This window comes from Bombella favorum (assembly GCF_014048475.1).
GTDB classification, from domain to species: Bacteria; Pseudomonadota; Alphaproteobacteria; order Acetobacterales; family Acetobacteraceae; genus Bombella; species Bombella favorum.
On record NZ_NWUS01000004.1, the window covers coordinates 16,800 to 31,465 of the forward strand.

Annotated in this window: 11 protein-coding genes; 9 read left to right on the forward strand and 2 right to left on the reverse strand. The window is 56.4% G+C overall.

Annotated features, from left to right (window positions below; all coding sequences use genetic code 11):
• Nucleotides 1-11: 11 nt before the first annotated feature.
• From CPA57_RS08380 to CPA57_RS08400, 5 genes are all read left to right on the forward strand, one after another.
• The gene (locus CPA57_RS08380; RefSeq protein WP_182082366.1) at nt 12-1,817 is read left to right on the forward strand and encodes a tetratricopeptide repeat protein; all 1,806 of its coding nucleotides are present in this window, start codon (nt 12-14) and stop codon (nt 1,815-1,817) included.
• A gap of 2 nt (nt 1,818-1,819) precedes the next feature.
• Nucleotides 1,820-4,801 (forward strand): glycosyltransferase, encoded by a 2,982-nt coding sequence (locus CPA57_RS08385; RefSeq protein WP_229709368.1) that lies wholly within the window; start codon nt 1,820-1,822, stop codon nt 4,799-4,801.
• Nucleotides 4,802-4,999: 198 nt separating this feature from the next.
• Nucleotides 5,000-5,815, forward strand: coding sequence for a hypothetical protein (locus CPA57_RS08390; RefSeq protein ID WP_229709362.1), 816 nt, complete (start codon nt 5,000-5,002; stop codon nt 5,813-5,815).
• Nucleotides 5,816-5,885: 70 nt separating this feature from the next.
• Nucleotides 5,886-7,118, forward strand: coding sequence for a glycosyltransferase (locus CPA57_RS08395; RefSeq protein ID WP_182082369.1), 1,233 nt, complete (start codon nt 5,886-5,888; stop codon nt 7,116-7,118).
• Nucleotides 7,119-7,120: 2 nt separating this feature from the next.
• Complete coding sequence (locus tag CPA57_RS08400) at nt 7,121-7,654, forward strand: hypothetical protein (protein WP_182082370.1); 534 nt, start codon at nt 7,121-7,123, stop codon at nt 7,652-7,654.
• A 166-nt stretch (nt 7,655-7,820) separates the two neighbouring features.
• Here the strand turns inward: CPA57_RS08400 and dps are convergent, their stop codons facing one another.
• Together dps and CPA57_RS08410 are read right to left on the reverse strand one after the other, a co-directional pair.
• Nucleotides 7,821-8,327 (reverse strand): DNA starvation/stationary phase protection protein Dps, encoded by a 507-nt coding sequence (dps, locus tag CPA57_RS08405; RefSeq protein ID WP_407647576.1) that lies wholly within the window; start codon nt 8,325-8,327, stop codon nt 7,821-7,823.
• Nucleotides 8,328-8,415: 88 nt separating this feature from the next.
• Nucleotides 8,416-10,920, reverse strand: a complete 2,505-nt coding sequence (locus CPA57_RS08410) for a glycosyltransferase family 2 protein (RefSeq protein ID WP_229709363.1) — start codon at nt 10,918-10,920, stop codon at nt 8,416-8,418.
• 261 nt (nt 10,921-11,181) lie between these two features.
• Here CPA57_RS08410 and pstC point away from each other — a divergent pair, with 261 nt between their 5' ends.
• From pstC to phoU, 4 genes are all read left to right on the forward strand, one after another.
• On the forward strand, nt 11,182-12,126 hold the full coding sequence (gene pstC / locus CPA57_RS08415; RefSeq protein WP_077397166.1) for a phosphate ABC transporter permease subunit PstC: 945 nt from the start codon (nt 11,182-11,184) through the stop codon (nt 12,124-12,126).
• Nucleotides 12,127-12,212: 86 nt separating this feature from the next.
• Nucleotides 12,213-13,031: a phosphate ABC transporter permease PstA gene (gene pstA, locus CPA57_RS08420; protein WP_143280754.1), complete on the forward strand. Its 819-nt coding sequence runs from the start codon at nt 12,213-12,215 to the stop codon at nt 13,029-13,031.
• A 20-nt stretch (nt 13,032-13,051) separates the two neighbouring features.
• A complete protein-coding gene (pstB, locus tag CPA57_RS08425) occupies nt 13,052-13,858 on the forward strand; it encodes a phosphate ABC transporter ATP-binding protein PstB (RefSeq protein ID WP_229709364.1) in 807 nt (268 codons plus the stop codon).
• Nucleotides 13,859-13,875: 17 nt separating this feature from the next.
• Nucleotides 13,876-14,601, forward strand: a complete 726-nt coding sequence (phoU, locus tag CPA57_RS08430) for a phosphate signaling complex protein PhoU (protein ID WP_182082373.1) — start codon at nt 13,876-13,878, stop codon at nt 14,599-14,601.
• Nucleotides 14,602-14,666: the final 65 nt, after the last annotated feature.

Here is a 14,666-nt window from a genome sequence, read left to right on the forward strand (position 1 = left end):
GGAGGCTGGTCATGGTGGGTAGGTTTACCTTTTTTTCCTCCAAGTCCCGTAGTCTCACCCGTGCGCAACGGTTGCTGGAGGAAGGGAAGGTACCGCAGGCTTTTTCCCTCTTTGCAAAACTTGCAAAAGCGGGCGTGCCAGAGGCGGCTTATAGGGTAGGGCAGTGTTATCTGTCCGGGCAGGGGACACCTTCTTCGCTGGAGGAAGGTGCCCGTTGGACACGTATCGCCGCAGAAGCTGGAATCAAGGAGGCCAGCTTCACACTGGCCACCCTCTTTGCCATGGGGGTGCCAGAGGGGTTCGACCCCAGCCCATCTGCTTCGGCAGGTAAGAGCCTTTACGACCGGGCTCAGGCTGATGAAGTAGAATCCTATAAACCGGATTTCGCTCAGGCCCGTATTTGGGCAGAGAAGGGTGCTGCTGAAGGATCGGTCGAGGCGCAAGCCCTTTTGGGGCATATCTTCAATCATGGCCCAGAAGGGATTCAGGACAGGCAGGCAGCCCGCCATTGGTACGGGGAGGCCGTGCAGGGTGGCTCTCTACAGGGGGCGTTAGGCCTTGGCCTCATTCTGCTGGATGAAGCAGAAGATGACAGCCAGCAGGCGCAGGCCATGGAGCTGCTCCAGCGTGCGGCAGAGGGCGGCCTTGGTCTGGCTAATGCCGCCATGGGTTGGATCTATGAGCATGGGGCCAATGGACAGCCTCGGGATGCTGAGATTTCTGCCCGTTATTACCAGAAGGCCGCTGAACAGAATATTCCTTCTGCACAGGCTCGTTATGGGTTGATGCTCCTGAAGGGCGTTGGGGTAGAGGCCAACGTCATTCAGGGTGAAAGCTGGTTGCGGCGTGCTGCCTATGGTGGTGATGCCGAGGCTGCGGCCCTTCTGGGAGACCTGTATATTCGGGGAGAGGAACTCTTCCGTCGCCCTATGGAGGCCGCCCGCTGGTACCAGTTTGCTGCCGAGCAGGATCATACACCGGCTGCCCGTGTACTGGCTGTGCTGTATTTGACGGGTACCGGCGTCCCACGGGATGAGCGGAAAGCCGCATATTGGTTCAATCATGCAGCCATGTTGGGGGACCATATGGCTGATGCAGACCTCGGTAATTTGGTTCTCGCCGGTGTAACACGGCCAGATGAGGAGCAGCACAGCCTCCAGCAGCGTCTCAGGCAGCAGGCAGAGGGTGGGAATCCTCTCGGTGCTTTCAATCTGGGCGTTTGTCTGGCGCAAGGTGTTGGCGGTACGGCTGATGAGACAGAGGCCTTTTACTGGCTCGGTCTGGCACGGGAAGGTGTCGTGAATGCCCAGTACTGGTATGGCCGTTTGCTGTTCGAGGGGCGTGGCGTAGCGCAGAACAAGCAGGATGGCCTTTCATGGATGGATAAGGCCGCGCGGCAGGGTATGCCAGAGGCCTGTGTGAGTGTGGCGCAGATGCTCGTCACGGGGCAGGTGGATGGCGTCCGAAACCATGCCCGTGCGTTGGAGCTTTATCAGCAGGCCGCCGATGCGGGGCTGCCAGAGGCGTATTTCTCTCTTGGGGCCATGTATGGTGGGGGGCACGATGTGCCTGCCGATCTTCCACGGGCTCGTGAGTGTTTTGAGGAAGCCGCACAGCGTGGGCACGGCCTTGGGCAGATGATGTTAGGGCGCTATCTGCTTAGGGGGCTTGGGGGACCAGAGGATAATGAGCAGGCCCGGTATTGGTTGGAGCAAGCGGCTGGCCAGGGGCTGGGGCAGGCACAAAAAATGCTGGATAGTTTAACAGCGACCTTGCAGCGGGAGCCCGCTTTGGTGGAGGCAGGACCTGGTCTGTGAAGATGCAGGCCAGTTTTATTCCGGGGTATGGCCGTGTTCTTCGGGCGGCGGATGAAGCCCGCTGGACGTCTCGGCGTATGGAGGCGATTCAGACAGCTTTTGACAAGGGTAGAGACTGTCTAAAACAGGGGCAGCAAGCGGATGGCCTCTTCTGGTTAAAACGGGCTGAAGCATTATCGGGGCGTGACGATAATATCAGTTTCACCTGCGCTATGGCTCTGTTGGATAATGGAGCTATTCCGCAAGCTTTGCCCCGGCTGGAACGTCTATGGGCTCGTTATGGCCTGCGAGAAGCTGGATTGGCCCTGGCAGGGGGGTATCTACGGTGTGGGGCTGTTGGCCCTGCGGTTCGCATCATGGGGCAGGTCTTGTCCCGAAACAGCTTGATACATGAACATTATGCGCTAGCAGACAGCCTTTCCTTTCCTGTCGGGTTGCCGGGCTGGGGTGTGCTGTCCAACACGGGAGATTTACGCCTGCGTGTGGTTGGGCCAGTGGAGTTGGTGCTGGATGGCAGGCCGCTCGGCACTGTGCCGGCAGGTGTGCATGACCTGGCCCAGTTGGTGCCGGATGAGGCAGGGTGCTGGTGGCAGGGGCAGCAGCTTGTCATGCTGTGTGATGGCCGCCCGCTGCTGGGTAGCCCGATCGACATACAGGGCTTGATACGCTTCCAGTCGCTCGTCATGGCGGAGGCCGAAGGCGTGCGGGGCTGGTTATGGTACCCCGGCGAGCCGGATTTTCTGCCCTCCTTGAAGGTAGAGGGGTATGGTGAGCCCTTGCTGGTGGATGATTCCGTGGAGGGCTTTAGCAGTACCGTCTTTCTGCAACGGCCTAGAGAGTTTTATCTGCCTTATGTGGATTGGCCCCGCCCATTGCATAGCTCAACTGCTTTTTACGATCAGTATGGACGTCTGCTCAAAGGTGCCCCGCTTGACCCGGCCTTGGTAGGTCTGATGCGTCAGCCTGAGGCCAGCGGGAGCAGCCGTAAGGGCTGGACGAAGCAGGGGTGCCGTATGCCCCGGAAGAGCGGCGGAACCTCTGATGAGCGATGGGTGGTGGCCGTGGGGTGTGCTGTCATTATACCGGTCTATCGGGGGGAGAGTGAGGTACGGGCCTGTTTGGCGTCCGTGCTGGCGAGTATCCCGGAGACCTGCCGCCTGATTGTCGTGGATGATGCCTCACCCGAAGCCGGAATCCGGGCCTATCTGGATGAGTTATCCGAAGCGGGGCGCATTGTCTTGCATCGTCATGCTACCAATCAGGGGTTTGTTGGTAGTATCAATGCTGGATTGGGCCTTGTGCCAGAAGGGTGGGACGTCATCCTACTCAATAGTGATACGCTCGTTTCGGGAGATTGGACTGAACGGCTATGTCGCTGGTTGCGTCTTGAAAAAGCCGGGACTGTCACGCCATTCTCCAATACGGGGGGGCTGACGTCTTACCCTGATCATGAGCATGACAATCCGGCCTTGCCTCCCGTGGATGTGGCGATGATGGACCGGCTCTTCCAGCATCAGGCAGAGAGCTTCAGGCCGGTGGTGGAGCTACCAACGGCTAATGGTTTCTGCATGGGCATCGCGGCGGCTTGCCTGGCAGAGGTAGGTTCTTTGAGAGGGGCCTATTTTGCCCAAGGCTATGCCGAGGAAAATGACTTCTGCCTTCGGGCGAGTGAGGCAGGTTTTCGTCATCTGGCCGCTGTGGATGTTTATGTTCTGCATCATGGGCATGGTTCTTTTGGGCAGGAGGCAGCCCCCCTTTTGCGCCGCAATTTGGAGATTCTGAATCGTCTTTATCCCGGCTACGACGCTGCTATCCAGCGTTGGAAGAAAATTGATCCGCTAAGGGATTATCGGAGGATGCTGGACTGGCGAAGGGTCCGGCAGTACCGGGAGGGGTTTACTGGAGCGGTGGTGTTGTTCCAGCATCGTGGGGGTGGAGGAGTCGCCCGTGCTGTGAGGGAGCAGGCGGCCCTTTTGAGGCAGGGCGGGCTCTTGCCCGTCATTGTAGAGCCAACGGAAACAGGGTGCCGGGTCGTTAGTCCGATAGTGGGATTAGAGGCTCCTAATCTGGTCTTTACTCTACCGGAAGAGCAGCCGGAATTTCTATCATATATGCGACAGTTAGGGGTACGCCTCGTCATCTGGCATCATATGTTGGGGCATGAGCCGGGATTGCGGGAGTTGCATCAGCAGTTGGGCGTTCCTTATGACGTGCATGTGCATGATCATATCTGGTTTTGCCCCCGTGTTGCCCTGCTGGACAAGCATGGCCGCTATTGTGGGGAACCCTCCATAGAGGGATGCATGGCCTGTTTGGAGCGGGGCCATGTGCTGGCAGACGATGGTCTAACACTGTCTGCTTTTTTGGCACGTTCAAAGAAAGAGTTGCACCAAGCACGCCGGGTTGTGGCCCCTTCTGTGGATGCTGCTCATCGGCTGGCGAAGCATATACCTTGCCCTGCTCCTATCAGTATCGAACCTCTAGAAGATGATCGGAAGATCAGGGCCAAAGCCCCCCCTCTGCTGGATGATAGCGGCCCGACACGGGAGCGGCCTTTGAAGATACTGGTTCTGGGGGGCATCAGTCGCTGGAAAGGTCATGATGTACTTCTGGCGTTAGGGCGGTACATTCAGAAGAATGAACTACCGTTACAGCTTGTTGTTGTAGGAAGTACGTATGATGATGCTGCCTGTCTGGAAGCAGGTATCAGGGTGACGGGGGCTTATGAGGATAGCAATGTCCTGGCCTTGATAGAGGAAGTGCAGGCGGATGTTGGCTTTGTAACATCCATTGCTCCAGAAACATGGTGTTATGCGTTGGGCTGGTTGTGGAAGGCCCGTCTTCCCGTGGTGGGGTTTGATATTGGTGCCTCCGCAGAGCGTATCCGAAAGGCTGGCCCCGCATGGGGGCAGCTCATCCCGTTGGGCCTTCCAGTGGATCAGCTGGCAGATGTGTTTATGGCCATTCAGCATCTCCGTAGATGATGAGATGGATAAAAATGTGCGTAGGTTTTGCAGAAAATTTTGAAATCGACTATAATTACAGAGATCTTTTAGATTTTTTTGTGCAGTGCATGCACCTCATCCTCAGGCAGGAAAATGGTAACCGGAGTTAAGATGCCAGAAACGGACGCAGGACAGCCCCGTCATCGTGTAGTGGATCTGAAGGCAGGAGCTCACGTGATGACGTTGGACGCCGGCGTCTTTTGCGTGTTCCATGCGCCGGGCCAGATAGAAGCCGGACCAAGTGGATTGCCGGGTGTACGGATTTCGCGGGCGCCGGGTGTACCAGAGGATGCCGTTGAGGTCGTCACATTTACAGCGGATGGCTGGATGGGTGCAGCTAATAGTGCTGCGCTGGTACGTGTGCGGCGTGGTCCGGCTGGTGTGATGGTAACCACGTATCAGGACGGCCAGGTCGGTAGTGAAGCACCTCGCCTTCAGGTGATTCGCCTTATAGGTGGGGTTCCAGCAGACCCAGCGTCTGCGGAGAAGGCGGCAGAGACAGGCCAGGCTAGCGGTAATAAGGCTTCTGTCACCGGTGCTGTTGATGGTGCTGCGCAGGAGGTTGTTGCCCATATTCAGCGTCGTGGTGACGTTGGTAGTGCCATTGGCGAGTGGGTCGGACAGGAAGGCAGTAAACGCTGGATAGAGGGTTTCTTTATTCGTCCTGCGGGTAAAGTCCGGGCTGAGGATATTGAATATCAGGCCGTGTTGGGGCGTGGCTGGCTTTCCCCGTGGGTTGAAGGGGGCCAGTTCTGTGGGTCGCGGGGTATGTCCCTGCCGATCTTGGGGCTGCGGGTCCGCTTGAAGGAGGAGGCTGCCCGTAAATGGACAGTCCGTTTAACGGCCAGCTTCACAGACGGTACGAAAGTGGGCCCCTCCGAAGGGGGAGAAGAGGCACTTCAGGCGGAGAATCTTGCCCCGCTTGAAGGCTTCCAGTTGGAGATTGTTCCCGTAAAAAAGCGGGGAAAAGAGGCAACTGCTAAGCGCGGGTAAGGCTGTAGAGGGGAGTTACGGGCAGGGGCTCTGATAGAGAGCCGGGGCGATAGGCAAGCCGGGGGAAGTGGTGCGTTTTCTTTTTGTTCATCAGAGCTTCCCTGCGCAATATGCTCATATGGTGGCCCATCTAGCCCGTAAGCCCGAACACGATGTCGTGTTTATCACGGCGGGCAAGGGGCCCGATATTCCGGGTGTTCGCCGTGTGTTGTATCGCCCGCCAGAGGTAAACCGGGAGGGGCCTCATCCATTTGTCCGAGAGCTGGACCATGCCATTAACCGGGCTGAAGCTATTGCGGTGGTGGCCCGGTCCCTCAAGAGTCTCGGTTTTCAGCCAGATATCATCATTGGGCATCATGGCTGGGGAGAGTTGCTGAATATTGATTCAGTTTTCCCCGGTGTGCCTGTTCTGGGATACTTTGAGTTCTATTACGGGCTGGAAGGCCGGGATGTGGGGTTTGACCCAGAGTTCCCCATGCCGAAGGAAGCCGGACTTCTGATCCGCTGTAAAAATGCTGTCAATCTTCAGGCTCTGGCTGGGCCTGGCGTGGGACAGACGCCGACACGGTTTCAGCGAGGGACGTATCCTTCCTGGGCGCAGGAAAAAATTACCCTCTTGGATGAAGGGGTGGACCTACAAAAATATCGGCCCGACCCTTCAGTACGTCAGAAGCCATTTCAGTTGGGTAAAATCACCATTGCTCCTTATGAAAAATTGGTGACGTACGCCGCTCGTAATCTGGAGCCATACCGGGGGTTTCATAGCATGATGCGGGCCTTGCCTGCTTTGATGAAGGCTCGGCCGGATTGTCAGGTTATTTTGATGGGACGAGAGAATGTCAGCTATGGCCTCCCTCCAGCAGGTGGCGGTACATGGCGGCAAACCATGCTGAAGGAGCTGGAAGGGAAGCTGGACCTATCTCGCATCCATTTTGTTGGCTGGTTGGAAAGGGATGAGATGATCCGGGTCCTGCAACGCTCGGATGCTCATGTTTATTTGACTTACCCCTTTGTTTTGTCATGGTCTTTGAGAGAAGCTATGGCAGTGGGGTGCCCGCTTGTGGGGAGTGATACAGCACCGGTGAGCGAATATCTGACCCATGAGGAAACAGCCCTTATGGCTCCGTTCCTTCAGCCGGAAGCCATAGGCGATGCTATTCTGCGCCTGCTGGAGAGCAGGACACTTGCAGAGACACTGGGGCATAATGTGCGGCAGCGGGCGGAGAAGCTGCTGGATATGCAACAGTATCTTGCCCAGTATGAGGCTCTGATAAGCAGAGTGACAGGTCGTGAGGTGATATGAATATGGCAGAGATGGATAAGGCTGCGCTCCAGGCGTTGGTGGCCGGTTGGATTGTCAAGAAATCGCCTTCCTCTGCCCCGCAGAGGCTGACAGCAGAGGATCGTGCCCAGCTGGAGGATGCTGCATGGCGGAGCTGGTGGGCCACGCAGGCCGGCCCCGAGGGTGACCCCGCCGAGAAGGCCATGTTGCAGACCGTGACAGAGGGCTGGATTGTTCAGCGTGAGCGGGGTGGAATGCCCGGGCATCTGTTGGAAGATGATTTCAAGGCGATCACGAATAGCCTGAAGCCGGAGAGGGTTCCCCCCGCCGTGCCGGAGCCTGTTGTGGAGAGTGTGCCAGAAGCTCCGTCCGAGCCAGAGCAGCCCATCACTCCGGTTTTACCGGCTGATGCCAAAGTTGAGGATTGGCGTGCCGACTATATGCCCGATGATCTGGGAGCAGGGAATAATGTGTTACCGGATGGGCGTGCCGTGAAGGATGTGCTGAAGGAAGACCCTTTCTATTTCGCACGGCTCCATCTGGCTTTGTCTCTTTGATAGCGATAGGCCATCATACGGGAGGGAGGCGGTTATTCCTGCCTCCCTTTTTTATGGCTGGAGCATGGGAGTGGGGCATAGCGTAAAAGAAAAGGCATACCCCCGTAGAGGGAGCATGCCTTTTTCCATTTAGCTGAAGGTCCGAAGACCCTCTGCAAGACCGCTCTTAGCGCGGGCCAGCTTCAGCCTGGAGGTGGGCCTCAAGGAACCAGAGGTTCTTGTCCAGCCCGCGGGAGATTTCGGTGAAGATGTCGGATGTGTCTTCATCACCGGCTTCGGCTGTCACCTTGATGGCTTCACGGACCTTGTTAGCCACAACGCCATAACGCTCTGCCAGAGCCTTCACATGGTCGTGAACTGTGTAGATGTCCGTGGGGTACGGAGCACAGTTTGTGTGCTTCTGCACGGTCTGAACAGTGCCGAGAGCCACACCACCCAGCTGAACAGCACGCTCAGCAGCGGTATCAACAAAACCATCAAGCCCGGTACGGAAGCCGTCTAGCATCTCGTGAACACCGATGAAGTTGACACCCTTGAGGTTCCAGTGTGCCTGCTTGGTCACCAGAGCCAGGTCGATAAGGTCAGCCAGACGGGCATTCAGGGTTTCGATGGAAACAGCCTTTGTGTTGTCTGGGGTGTTGTTGCTTGTGTGATACTGATTGATCTTGCTCATCATGATACTCCTTCGTCTTCTCCCCTCCTTTATGGAAGGGAGAAAAACCTTTTAGAAACCGGGAGGGACTCCTCCAAACTTCCTACCCTCAGGACCATAAATCTTCTGGGGCGTGGAGGTCAAAGAAGGTCCGCAGATCCTGTCGGAAATAATGTGGGTATGCCGGATCTTTTTTAAAGAGCGGATTGTCCTTCCATCGCTCCAGCATGACCTGTTTTTCATTGAAAAAGCGGGCTTCATGCTCTGGGCGGTCGTCACTTCCTCGGGAGTAGCTTTCATGGTGGACAGCCTCTGCCTCCGCACAGAAGATGATGCGGTGCCCGCTATCCCGGATTTTTAGGCAGAGATCGACATCATTATAGGCTACGGCCAAGTTGGCTTCATCAAAGCCGCCGACTTCATCAAAGAGTGGATGGGACACTAGCAGAGCAGCCCCAGTGACAGCCGTTACTTCATGGTTGAGGCGCAGCCGACCGATATAGCCGAAGTCCTTGGATGACTGGAGGCGATGAACATGCACCCCGATGACATCCGGCCCGACAGCCACGCCAGCATGCTGGATAGTCCCGTTAGGATAGAGCAGCCGTGCCCCTACGGCACCGACATTCGGTGTGGCCAATGTTTCCAGCACCATTTTTTTGATGAAGTCGGGCTGGGTAATGATGACGTCATTGTTGAGGAAGAGCAGCAGGTCGCTCTGGCTCTGTTTGGCGGCCAGATTGTTGAGCCGGGCATAATTGAAAGGCTCTTCTACATGGAGAACGCTGACCTGCTGGTGTGCGCTGATCTCCTCCAGCCATGCCAGCGTGTCCTTCTGAACGGAGAAATTATCCACAAGGATGATGTCAAACTGGCTGTAGGTCTGTGTTTTTAGAAGAGACTCGACACAGTTCCGCGTCATGTCCAGCTGATCCCGGAACGGGATGATAATGCTGACAGACGGCCGTTCGGCAAAAGGCCAGTCCACGGCATAGAGGCTCAGACGCTCCACAGAGGAAACAGCCGCTTCAATCCCTTTGCGCTTCAGGTGGTCTGCAACGCAGCTTATGCCAGCTTGGACGGCATAGCCTTTATTGCCGATATTGCTGGCGGTGGAATTGGGTGTTTTGCGCCAGTGATACAGAATCTCCGGTACGTGATGGATGGCCTCACGTGGGATGATCTCTACGGTACGGAGGAGGAAGTCATGATCCTGCGCCCCGTTATAACGGCTCTCCAACAAGCCTACCTGACGGACCGTCTCTGCCTCCATAAAAGTGAGATGGCAGATATAGTTGCAGCCCAAAAGATAGCGGTAGTCATAAGCCGGCTTCAGGTTCGGCTCGAGGAAGTGGCCACCGGCATCTACCTTGTCTTCATCGCAGTAGAGTAGCTTGGCCCCTGTTTCCAGCGCAGCGCGCACCATGCGTTCTAGAGCGACATCAACCAGCAGGTCATCATGATCGAAGAAGGCGATGTAGTCACCTTTGGCATGGCTAATGGCCTTGTTGGTGGCCCCGGCAATGCCCCGGTTCACCTTTAGTGAGAAGGTGCGGATTCGTGCATCTTTTTTGCGATATTCTTTAAGCAGGTCTCTGGTCTGCTCACACTGGCTACCGTCATCGACAAGGATGAGTTCCCAGTTTTCATAGGTCTGATTCAGGACAGATTCGATAGCCGCCCGGAAGTCGGCCTCATCCGGCCGCCATGTAGGGCAGAGGACGGAGACGAGCGGTGCTTTCTTCAGCGGGTGAGCTTTTCGCAGTAGGGCTGTTTGCTCCCGCAGGAGGGGGTAATAGCTTTTCGCCCATCTGTCATAATGCTGGAGATTAAGCGGCTTGCGGGGGATCAGCGAGCGTGTGGTGTTCCGCAGGGCTGTCAGCTGCTGGTGCAGAACGGCAATGCTGTTCTCGATCTGCACGAGCTTGGTAGTCAGCTGGTCATCGGCCAGAGATGTGAGCAGTGGGCTACCAGATAGCGGGATGTCATCCGGCATGCTGGTAACGGTGATCTCGTGGGAGAGGCCATCATGATACCGCTGAGGGATGGGCAGCTCGAAACCACAGTTAGGCGGCCCTTGCAGAGCCTCGGCAACATCGCCCCGGTAGCAGTTGGCCCGGACGGTCCCAATGGGCACACCATCAATTCGGACAGATACGACAACACCGTCTGACCAGGCAGCGTTCGGATGATTGCGGGAGATGACCCAGCCTCGCAGGAGACCTTCGGAGATGCCATCTACGCAGCTTTGATACTCAGTATGTGGCGTGAAGGAGAAGGGAAAGGATTCGTGGCCTTCTTCAGGCTTGTCCTCATTGGGCAAAAGGAGAGCAGTGCGGTCAGCAAAGCGGATGGAGATGTCATGAGACTCGCCATCAAAAGCTTCTTGAGGAAGTTTGAACCGGAAGCCCAGCTTATTGCTGGCAGTCCGCAGTACCTGGCGGACATCATCCCGAGGTAGGTCACAGAGAACCTGCATAACTTCCTGACCATCCATCAGGATATGAAGGAGGGCAACACGCGCCGGGTTGTGCAGATTGACAGCCCAGCCACTTATGATGCCGCTTTGGCTGTCTATAGTATCAACAAAACCGCGGAACTGGTCTGTAGGCAATGTCTTCTTCTCCTCCTCAACAAGGCCCGACGAAAGAGAGGCGTTTCATAATTATGCAATATTTCTATGCCAGGCACATGGCGTTCGATGTTCCAGAATGGGGAATATAGAAAAAAGCGGGCAGTTCCACCCCTTAAAGTGGGATAATCGCTTTTTCTGACGGTTGTTCTTTGCGAAGAGGGGCGGTAATGCACGAAGGCGGAGGCATCCTGCATCAGTAAGGAATGTCGCTGCAGTTGAAACGGTCAAGGCTTCGGACACATGCGCATGACGCCCGTATCGCGTTCATCACACCGCAGAGCGGGGTTTGATACCGTTTTTCATGGGTTGCTTCTGCTCTGCTCGCTCCTGGTGCTAGCCATGCTGGGCGGGCTGATCCTGCTGATGGCGACAGGAGGCTGGCAGGCTTTTACCAAGTTTGGCCTCTCCTTTTTCACCACGGCATCGTGGAATCCCGTAAAGGATGTATATGGGGTTCTGGCCCCTCTGCTGGGAACCCTCGTCAGCACGCTCATTGCCATGTTGATCGCCGTCCCCATGGCCTTCGGGACAGCTTTTTGGCTGACCTACATTGCTTCAGGGCGGTTTTCCTCCATTGTGGGAACCACCATCCAGCTTCTGGCCGCTGTGCCATCCATCATATTCGGTATGTGGGGATTCCAGACGATCGTCCCTTTCATTGCCCGTGATGTGCAGCCGTTTCTCAATCACCATTTCCGCCACACGCCCATCGTGGGGTCGCTTTTGTCCGGCCCGCCTGTGGGAACAGGGCTTGTAACATCCGGCATCATATTGGCCGTGATGATCGCTCCTTTCATTACGGCTGTCATGGTGGATGTGTTTAGTGCTGTTCCCCCCATGTTGCGGGAAAGTGCCTATGGGCTGGGAGCAACGCGCTGGGAGATGATGCGCAAGATTGTCGTGCCGTGGTCCCGCAATGGTATGATCGGGGCCATTGTGCTGGGCATGGGGCGTGCGCTGGGCGAGACCATGGCGGTGACCTTTATCATCGGTAATGTGACAACGGTTGGTTGGTCCCTGTTTGCGCCACGCAGTACCGTAGCTTCCTTGATCGCCCTTCAGTTTCCGGAAAGCCCGGAAGGCTCTTTGCGTCTTTCCTCCCTTATGGCGTTGGGCTTCATTCTCATGCTTCTTTCCTGTGTCAGCCTGATTCTGGCACGCTGTCTCAGAGGGAAACGTCAATGACGGCACCTGTAATCTCTTCGGCCTCTGCTGGTAAGGAAGGCAGTACCGGCTCCGAACCGGGACAATGGCGTCCAAGCCGCAAGGCCATGCGGCGGCAGTTGCTGGATTATGTGGCAACGGGTGTCAGCATTGCAGCGGGGAGCATCCTGCTGCTGGTTCTGGCCTCCATCCTGTGGACATTGCTTAGCCGTGGGTTGGTAGGTCTTTCATGGGCGACGCTGACGCATAAAATGGGGCCGCCCGGCTCTGGCGGTGGGCTGGCTAATGCCATTGTGGGCAGTGTGTTGCAGACGGGCCTTGCCCTGCTGATGGCCGCCCCGGTCGGGTTGATGTGCGGCATCTATCTTTCCGAATATGGGCGCAAAGGGAATCACTTTGCCAGTGCCGTGCGGTTTGTTGCCGACATGCTGATGTCCGCCCCATCTATCTTGATCGGCCTGTTTATCTATCAGCTCTTTGTTGTGCCGTTTGGTCATTTCTCAGGTTTTGCTGGAGCGGTGGCCTTGGCTGTTCTGGCCTTGCCTCTCATCGTGCGGACAACGGAGGATATGCTCCGTCTGGTTCCGACAGCCATGCGGGAGGCCGGGGCAGCTCTGGGCGCAGCCCGCTGGCGTGTCATCCTGTTTCTCTGTTTGCGGTCTGCCCGTAAGGGGGTGACAACGGGCATCTTGTTGGCGTTGGCCCGTATGGGAGGGGAGACAGCCCCGTTGCTTTTCACCTCATTGGGCAACCAGACCATGTCCACAGATATGACCCGCCCTATGGCGAGTCTGCCTATTGCCATCTACCAGTATGCTGGTGCCTCTTATGAGGACTGGGTGCAGCTGGCCTGGACAGGCGCCCTGCTGGTGACCTTTGGCGTGTTGATCATCAACATCACCGTACGGCTTTCATCCCGTCACTGAAATCAAGGGAAGAGATTTTCATGACTCCTGCTTCGATGTCGTCTACCGAGCCGTCAGGTAAGGCACCTGCTCAGGATGTGGCCCTTGCAGTGCGGGACCTGAACTTCCATTACGGCAGCCACCATGCCTTACATGGCATTTCGTTGGATTTCCCTGCCCGTTGTGTAACGGCCATGATCGGCCCCAGCGGGTGCGGTAAGTCCACTCTGCTGCGTGTCTTCAACAAGATATATGCTCTTTATCCCGGCCAGCGGGCCACGGGTGAAGTGATGTTTGATGGCCGTAATATCCTTGATGATTCCATCAATCTAGACATGCTGCGCTCCCGTATCGGGATGGTGTTTCAGAAGCCTACACCGTTTCCTATGTCCATTTATGACAATATCGCTTTTGGCGTGCGCCTGCATGAAAAGCTAGATCGGACGGAAATGGATGAGCGTGTGCAGGACGTGCTGACCCGTGTGGCCCTCTGGAATGAGGTGCGGGACCGGCTAAATGCCCCGGCGACGGGTCTTTCCGGCGGGCAGCAGCAGCGTCTCTGCATTGCCCGTAGCATTGCAACCCGGCCGGAGGTCCTTCTGCTGGATGAGCCGACCTCTGCACTGGACCCGATCTCCACAGCCCGGATTGAAGAACTTCTTGATGAGCTGAAAGAAGAGTTCACCATTGCGATCGTAACGCATAACATGCAGCAGGCCGCACGTTGTGCCGATCGTGTCGCTTTCTTTTACCTCGGTAGGCTGGTGGAGGTGGATACGGCGGACCGTATCTTCACCAACCCCCGTGAAAAGCAGACGCAGGACTATATTACCGGCCGGTTTGGATAAGCGAAGGGAGAGAGCCTATGCCTCACGAGCGTTCTCACATTGTCTCAAGCTTTGAGCAGGAGCTGGAACAGCTCAGGGCGATGATGGTGAAGATTGGCCGTATTGTGGAGGAGCAGGTGGAACTTGCCCTTCGTGCCATTTCTGACCATGACGAATCCGCAGCCGAGGAAGCCACACGCCTCGACCCGGAAGTGGATGAGTTAGAGCGGGAGGTGGAAGGGCTGGTTATCCGTCTTCTGGCATTGCGTAGCCCGATGGGGGCAGACCTGCGGGAGATTGTCGCTGCTCTAAAGATCACAGGTGACCTGGAACGCATTGGCGATTATGCTGCTTCCATTGCACGTAAGGCCATTAAGGCGGCTTCAGGTGATGGGCAGATTTCTTTGTCCGGCCTGCGGAGTATGGGGCGCCTGGTGCGGGATAATCTGGGCCGGACGGTAGATGCCGTCATTGAGCATGATGCCTATCAGGCCATGGAGGTCTGGCACGCTGACCGAGGCGTGGATGAGCATTACGTGACTGTGTTCCGTGAGCTGGTAACGTATATGATCGAAGATGCCCGGAACATCCGTGCCTGTACGGAGCTTCTCTTTATTGCCAAGAATCTGGAGCGTATTGGCGACCATGCTACCAACGTGGCTGAGCGTGTCTATTACGCTGTGACTGGTGAGAATCTGCCAACAACTCGCCCTCGTGGGGGCAGCCCGACACGAAGCAGTGGGTTGGGTGAAGACACAGACTGATTCGCCATCAGAGTGGATCAAGACGTAGGGTTATCATGTCCTTGTTTATATGAAAAAACCCCCGG

Coding starts and splice junctions, on each gene's coding strand:
- CPA57_RS08380 (WP_182082366.1), top strand. CDS start 12: ATGGTGGGTAGGTTTACCTTTTTTTCCTCCAAGTCCCGTAGTCTCACC.
- CPA57_RS08385 (WP_229709368.1), top strand. CDS start 1,820: ATGCAGGCCAGTTTTATTCCGGGGTATGGCCGTGTTCTTCGGGCGGCG.
- CPA57_RS08390 (WP_229709362.1), top strand. CDS start 5,000: ATGACGTTGGACGCCGGCGTCTTTTGCGTGTTCCATGCGCCGGGCCAG.
- CPA57_RS08400 (WP_182082370.1), top strand. CDS start 7,121: ATGGCAGAGATGGATAAGGCTGCGCTCCAGGCGTTGGTGGCCGGTTGG.
- dps (WP_407647576.1), bottom strand. CDS start 8,327: ATGAGCAAGATCAATCAGTATCACACAAGCAACAACACCCCAGACAAC.
- pstC (WP_077397166.1), top strand. CDS start 11,182: ATGCGCATGACGCCCGTATCGCGTTCATCACACCGCAGAGCGGGGTTT.
- pstA (WP_143280754.1), top strand. CDS start 12,213: ATGCGGCGGCAGTTGCTGGATTATGTGGCAACGGGTGTCAGCATTGCA.
- pstB (WP_229709364.1), top strand. CDS start 13,052: ATGACTCCTGCTTCGATGTCGTCTACCGAGCCGTCAGGTAAGGCACCT.
- phoU (WP_182082373.1), top strand. CDS start 13,876: ATGCCTCACGAGCGTTCTCACATTGTCTCAAGCTTTGAGCAGGAGCTG.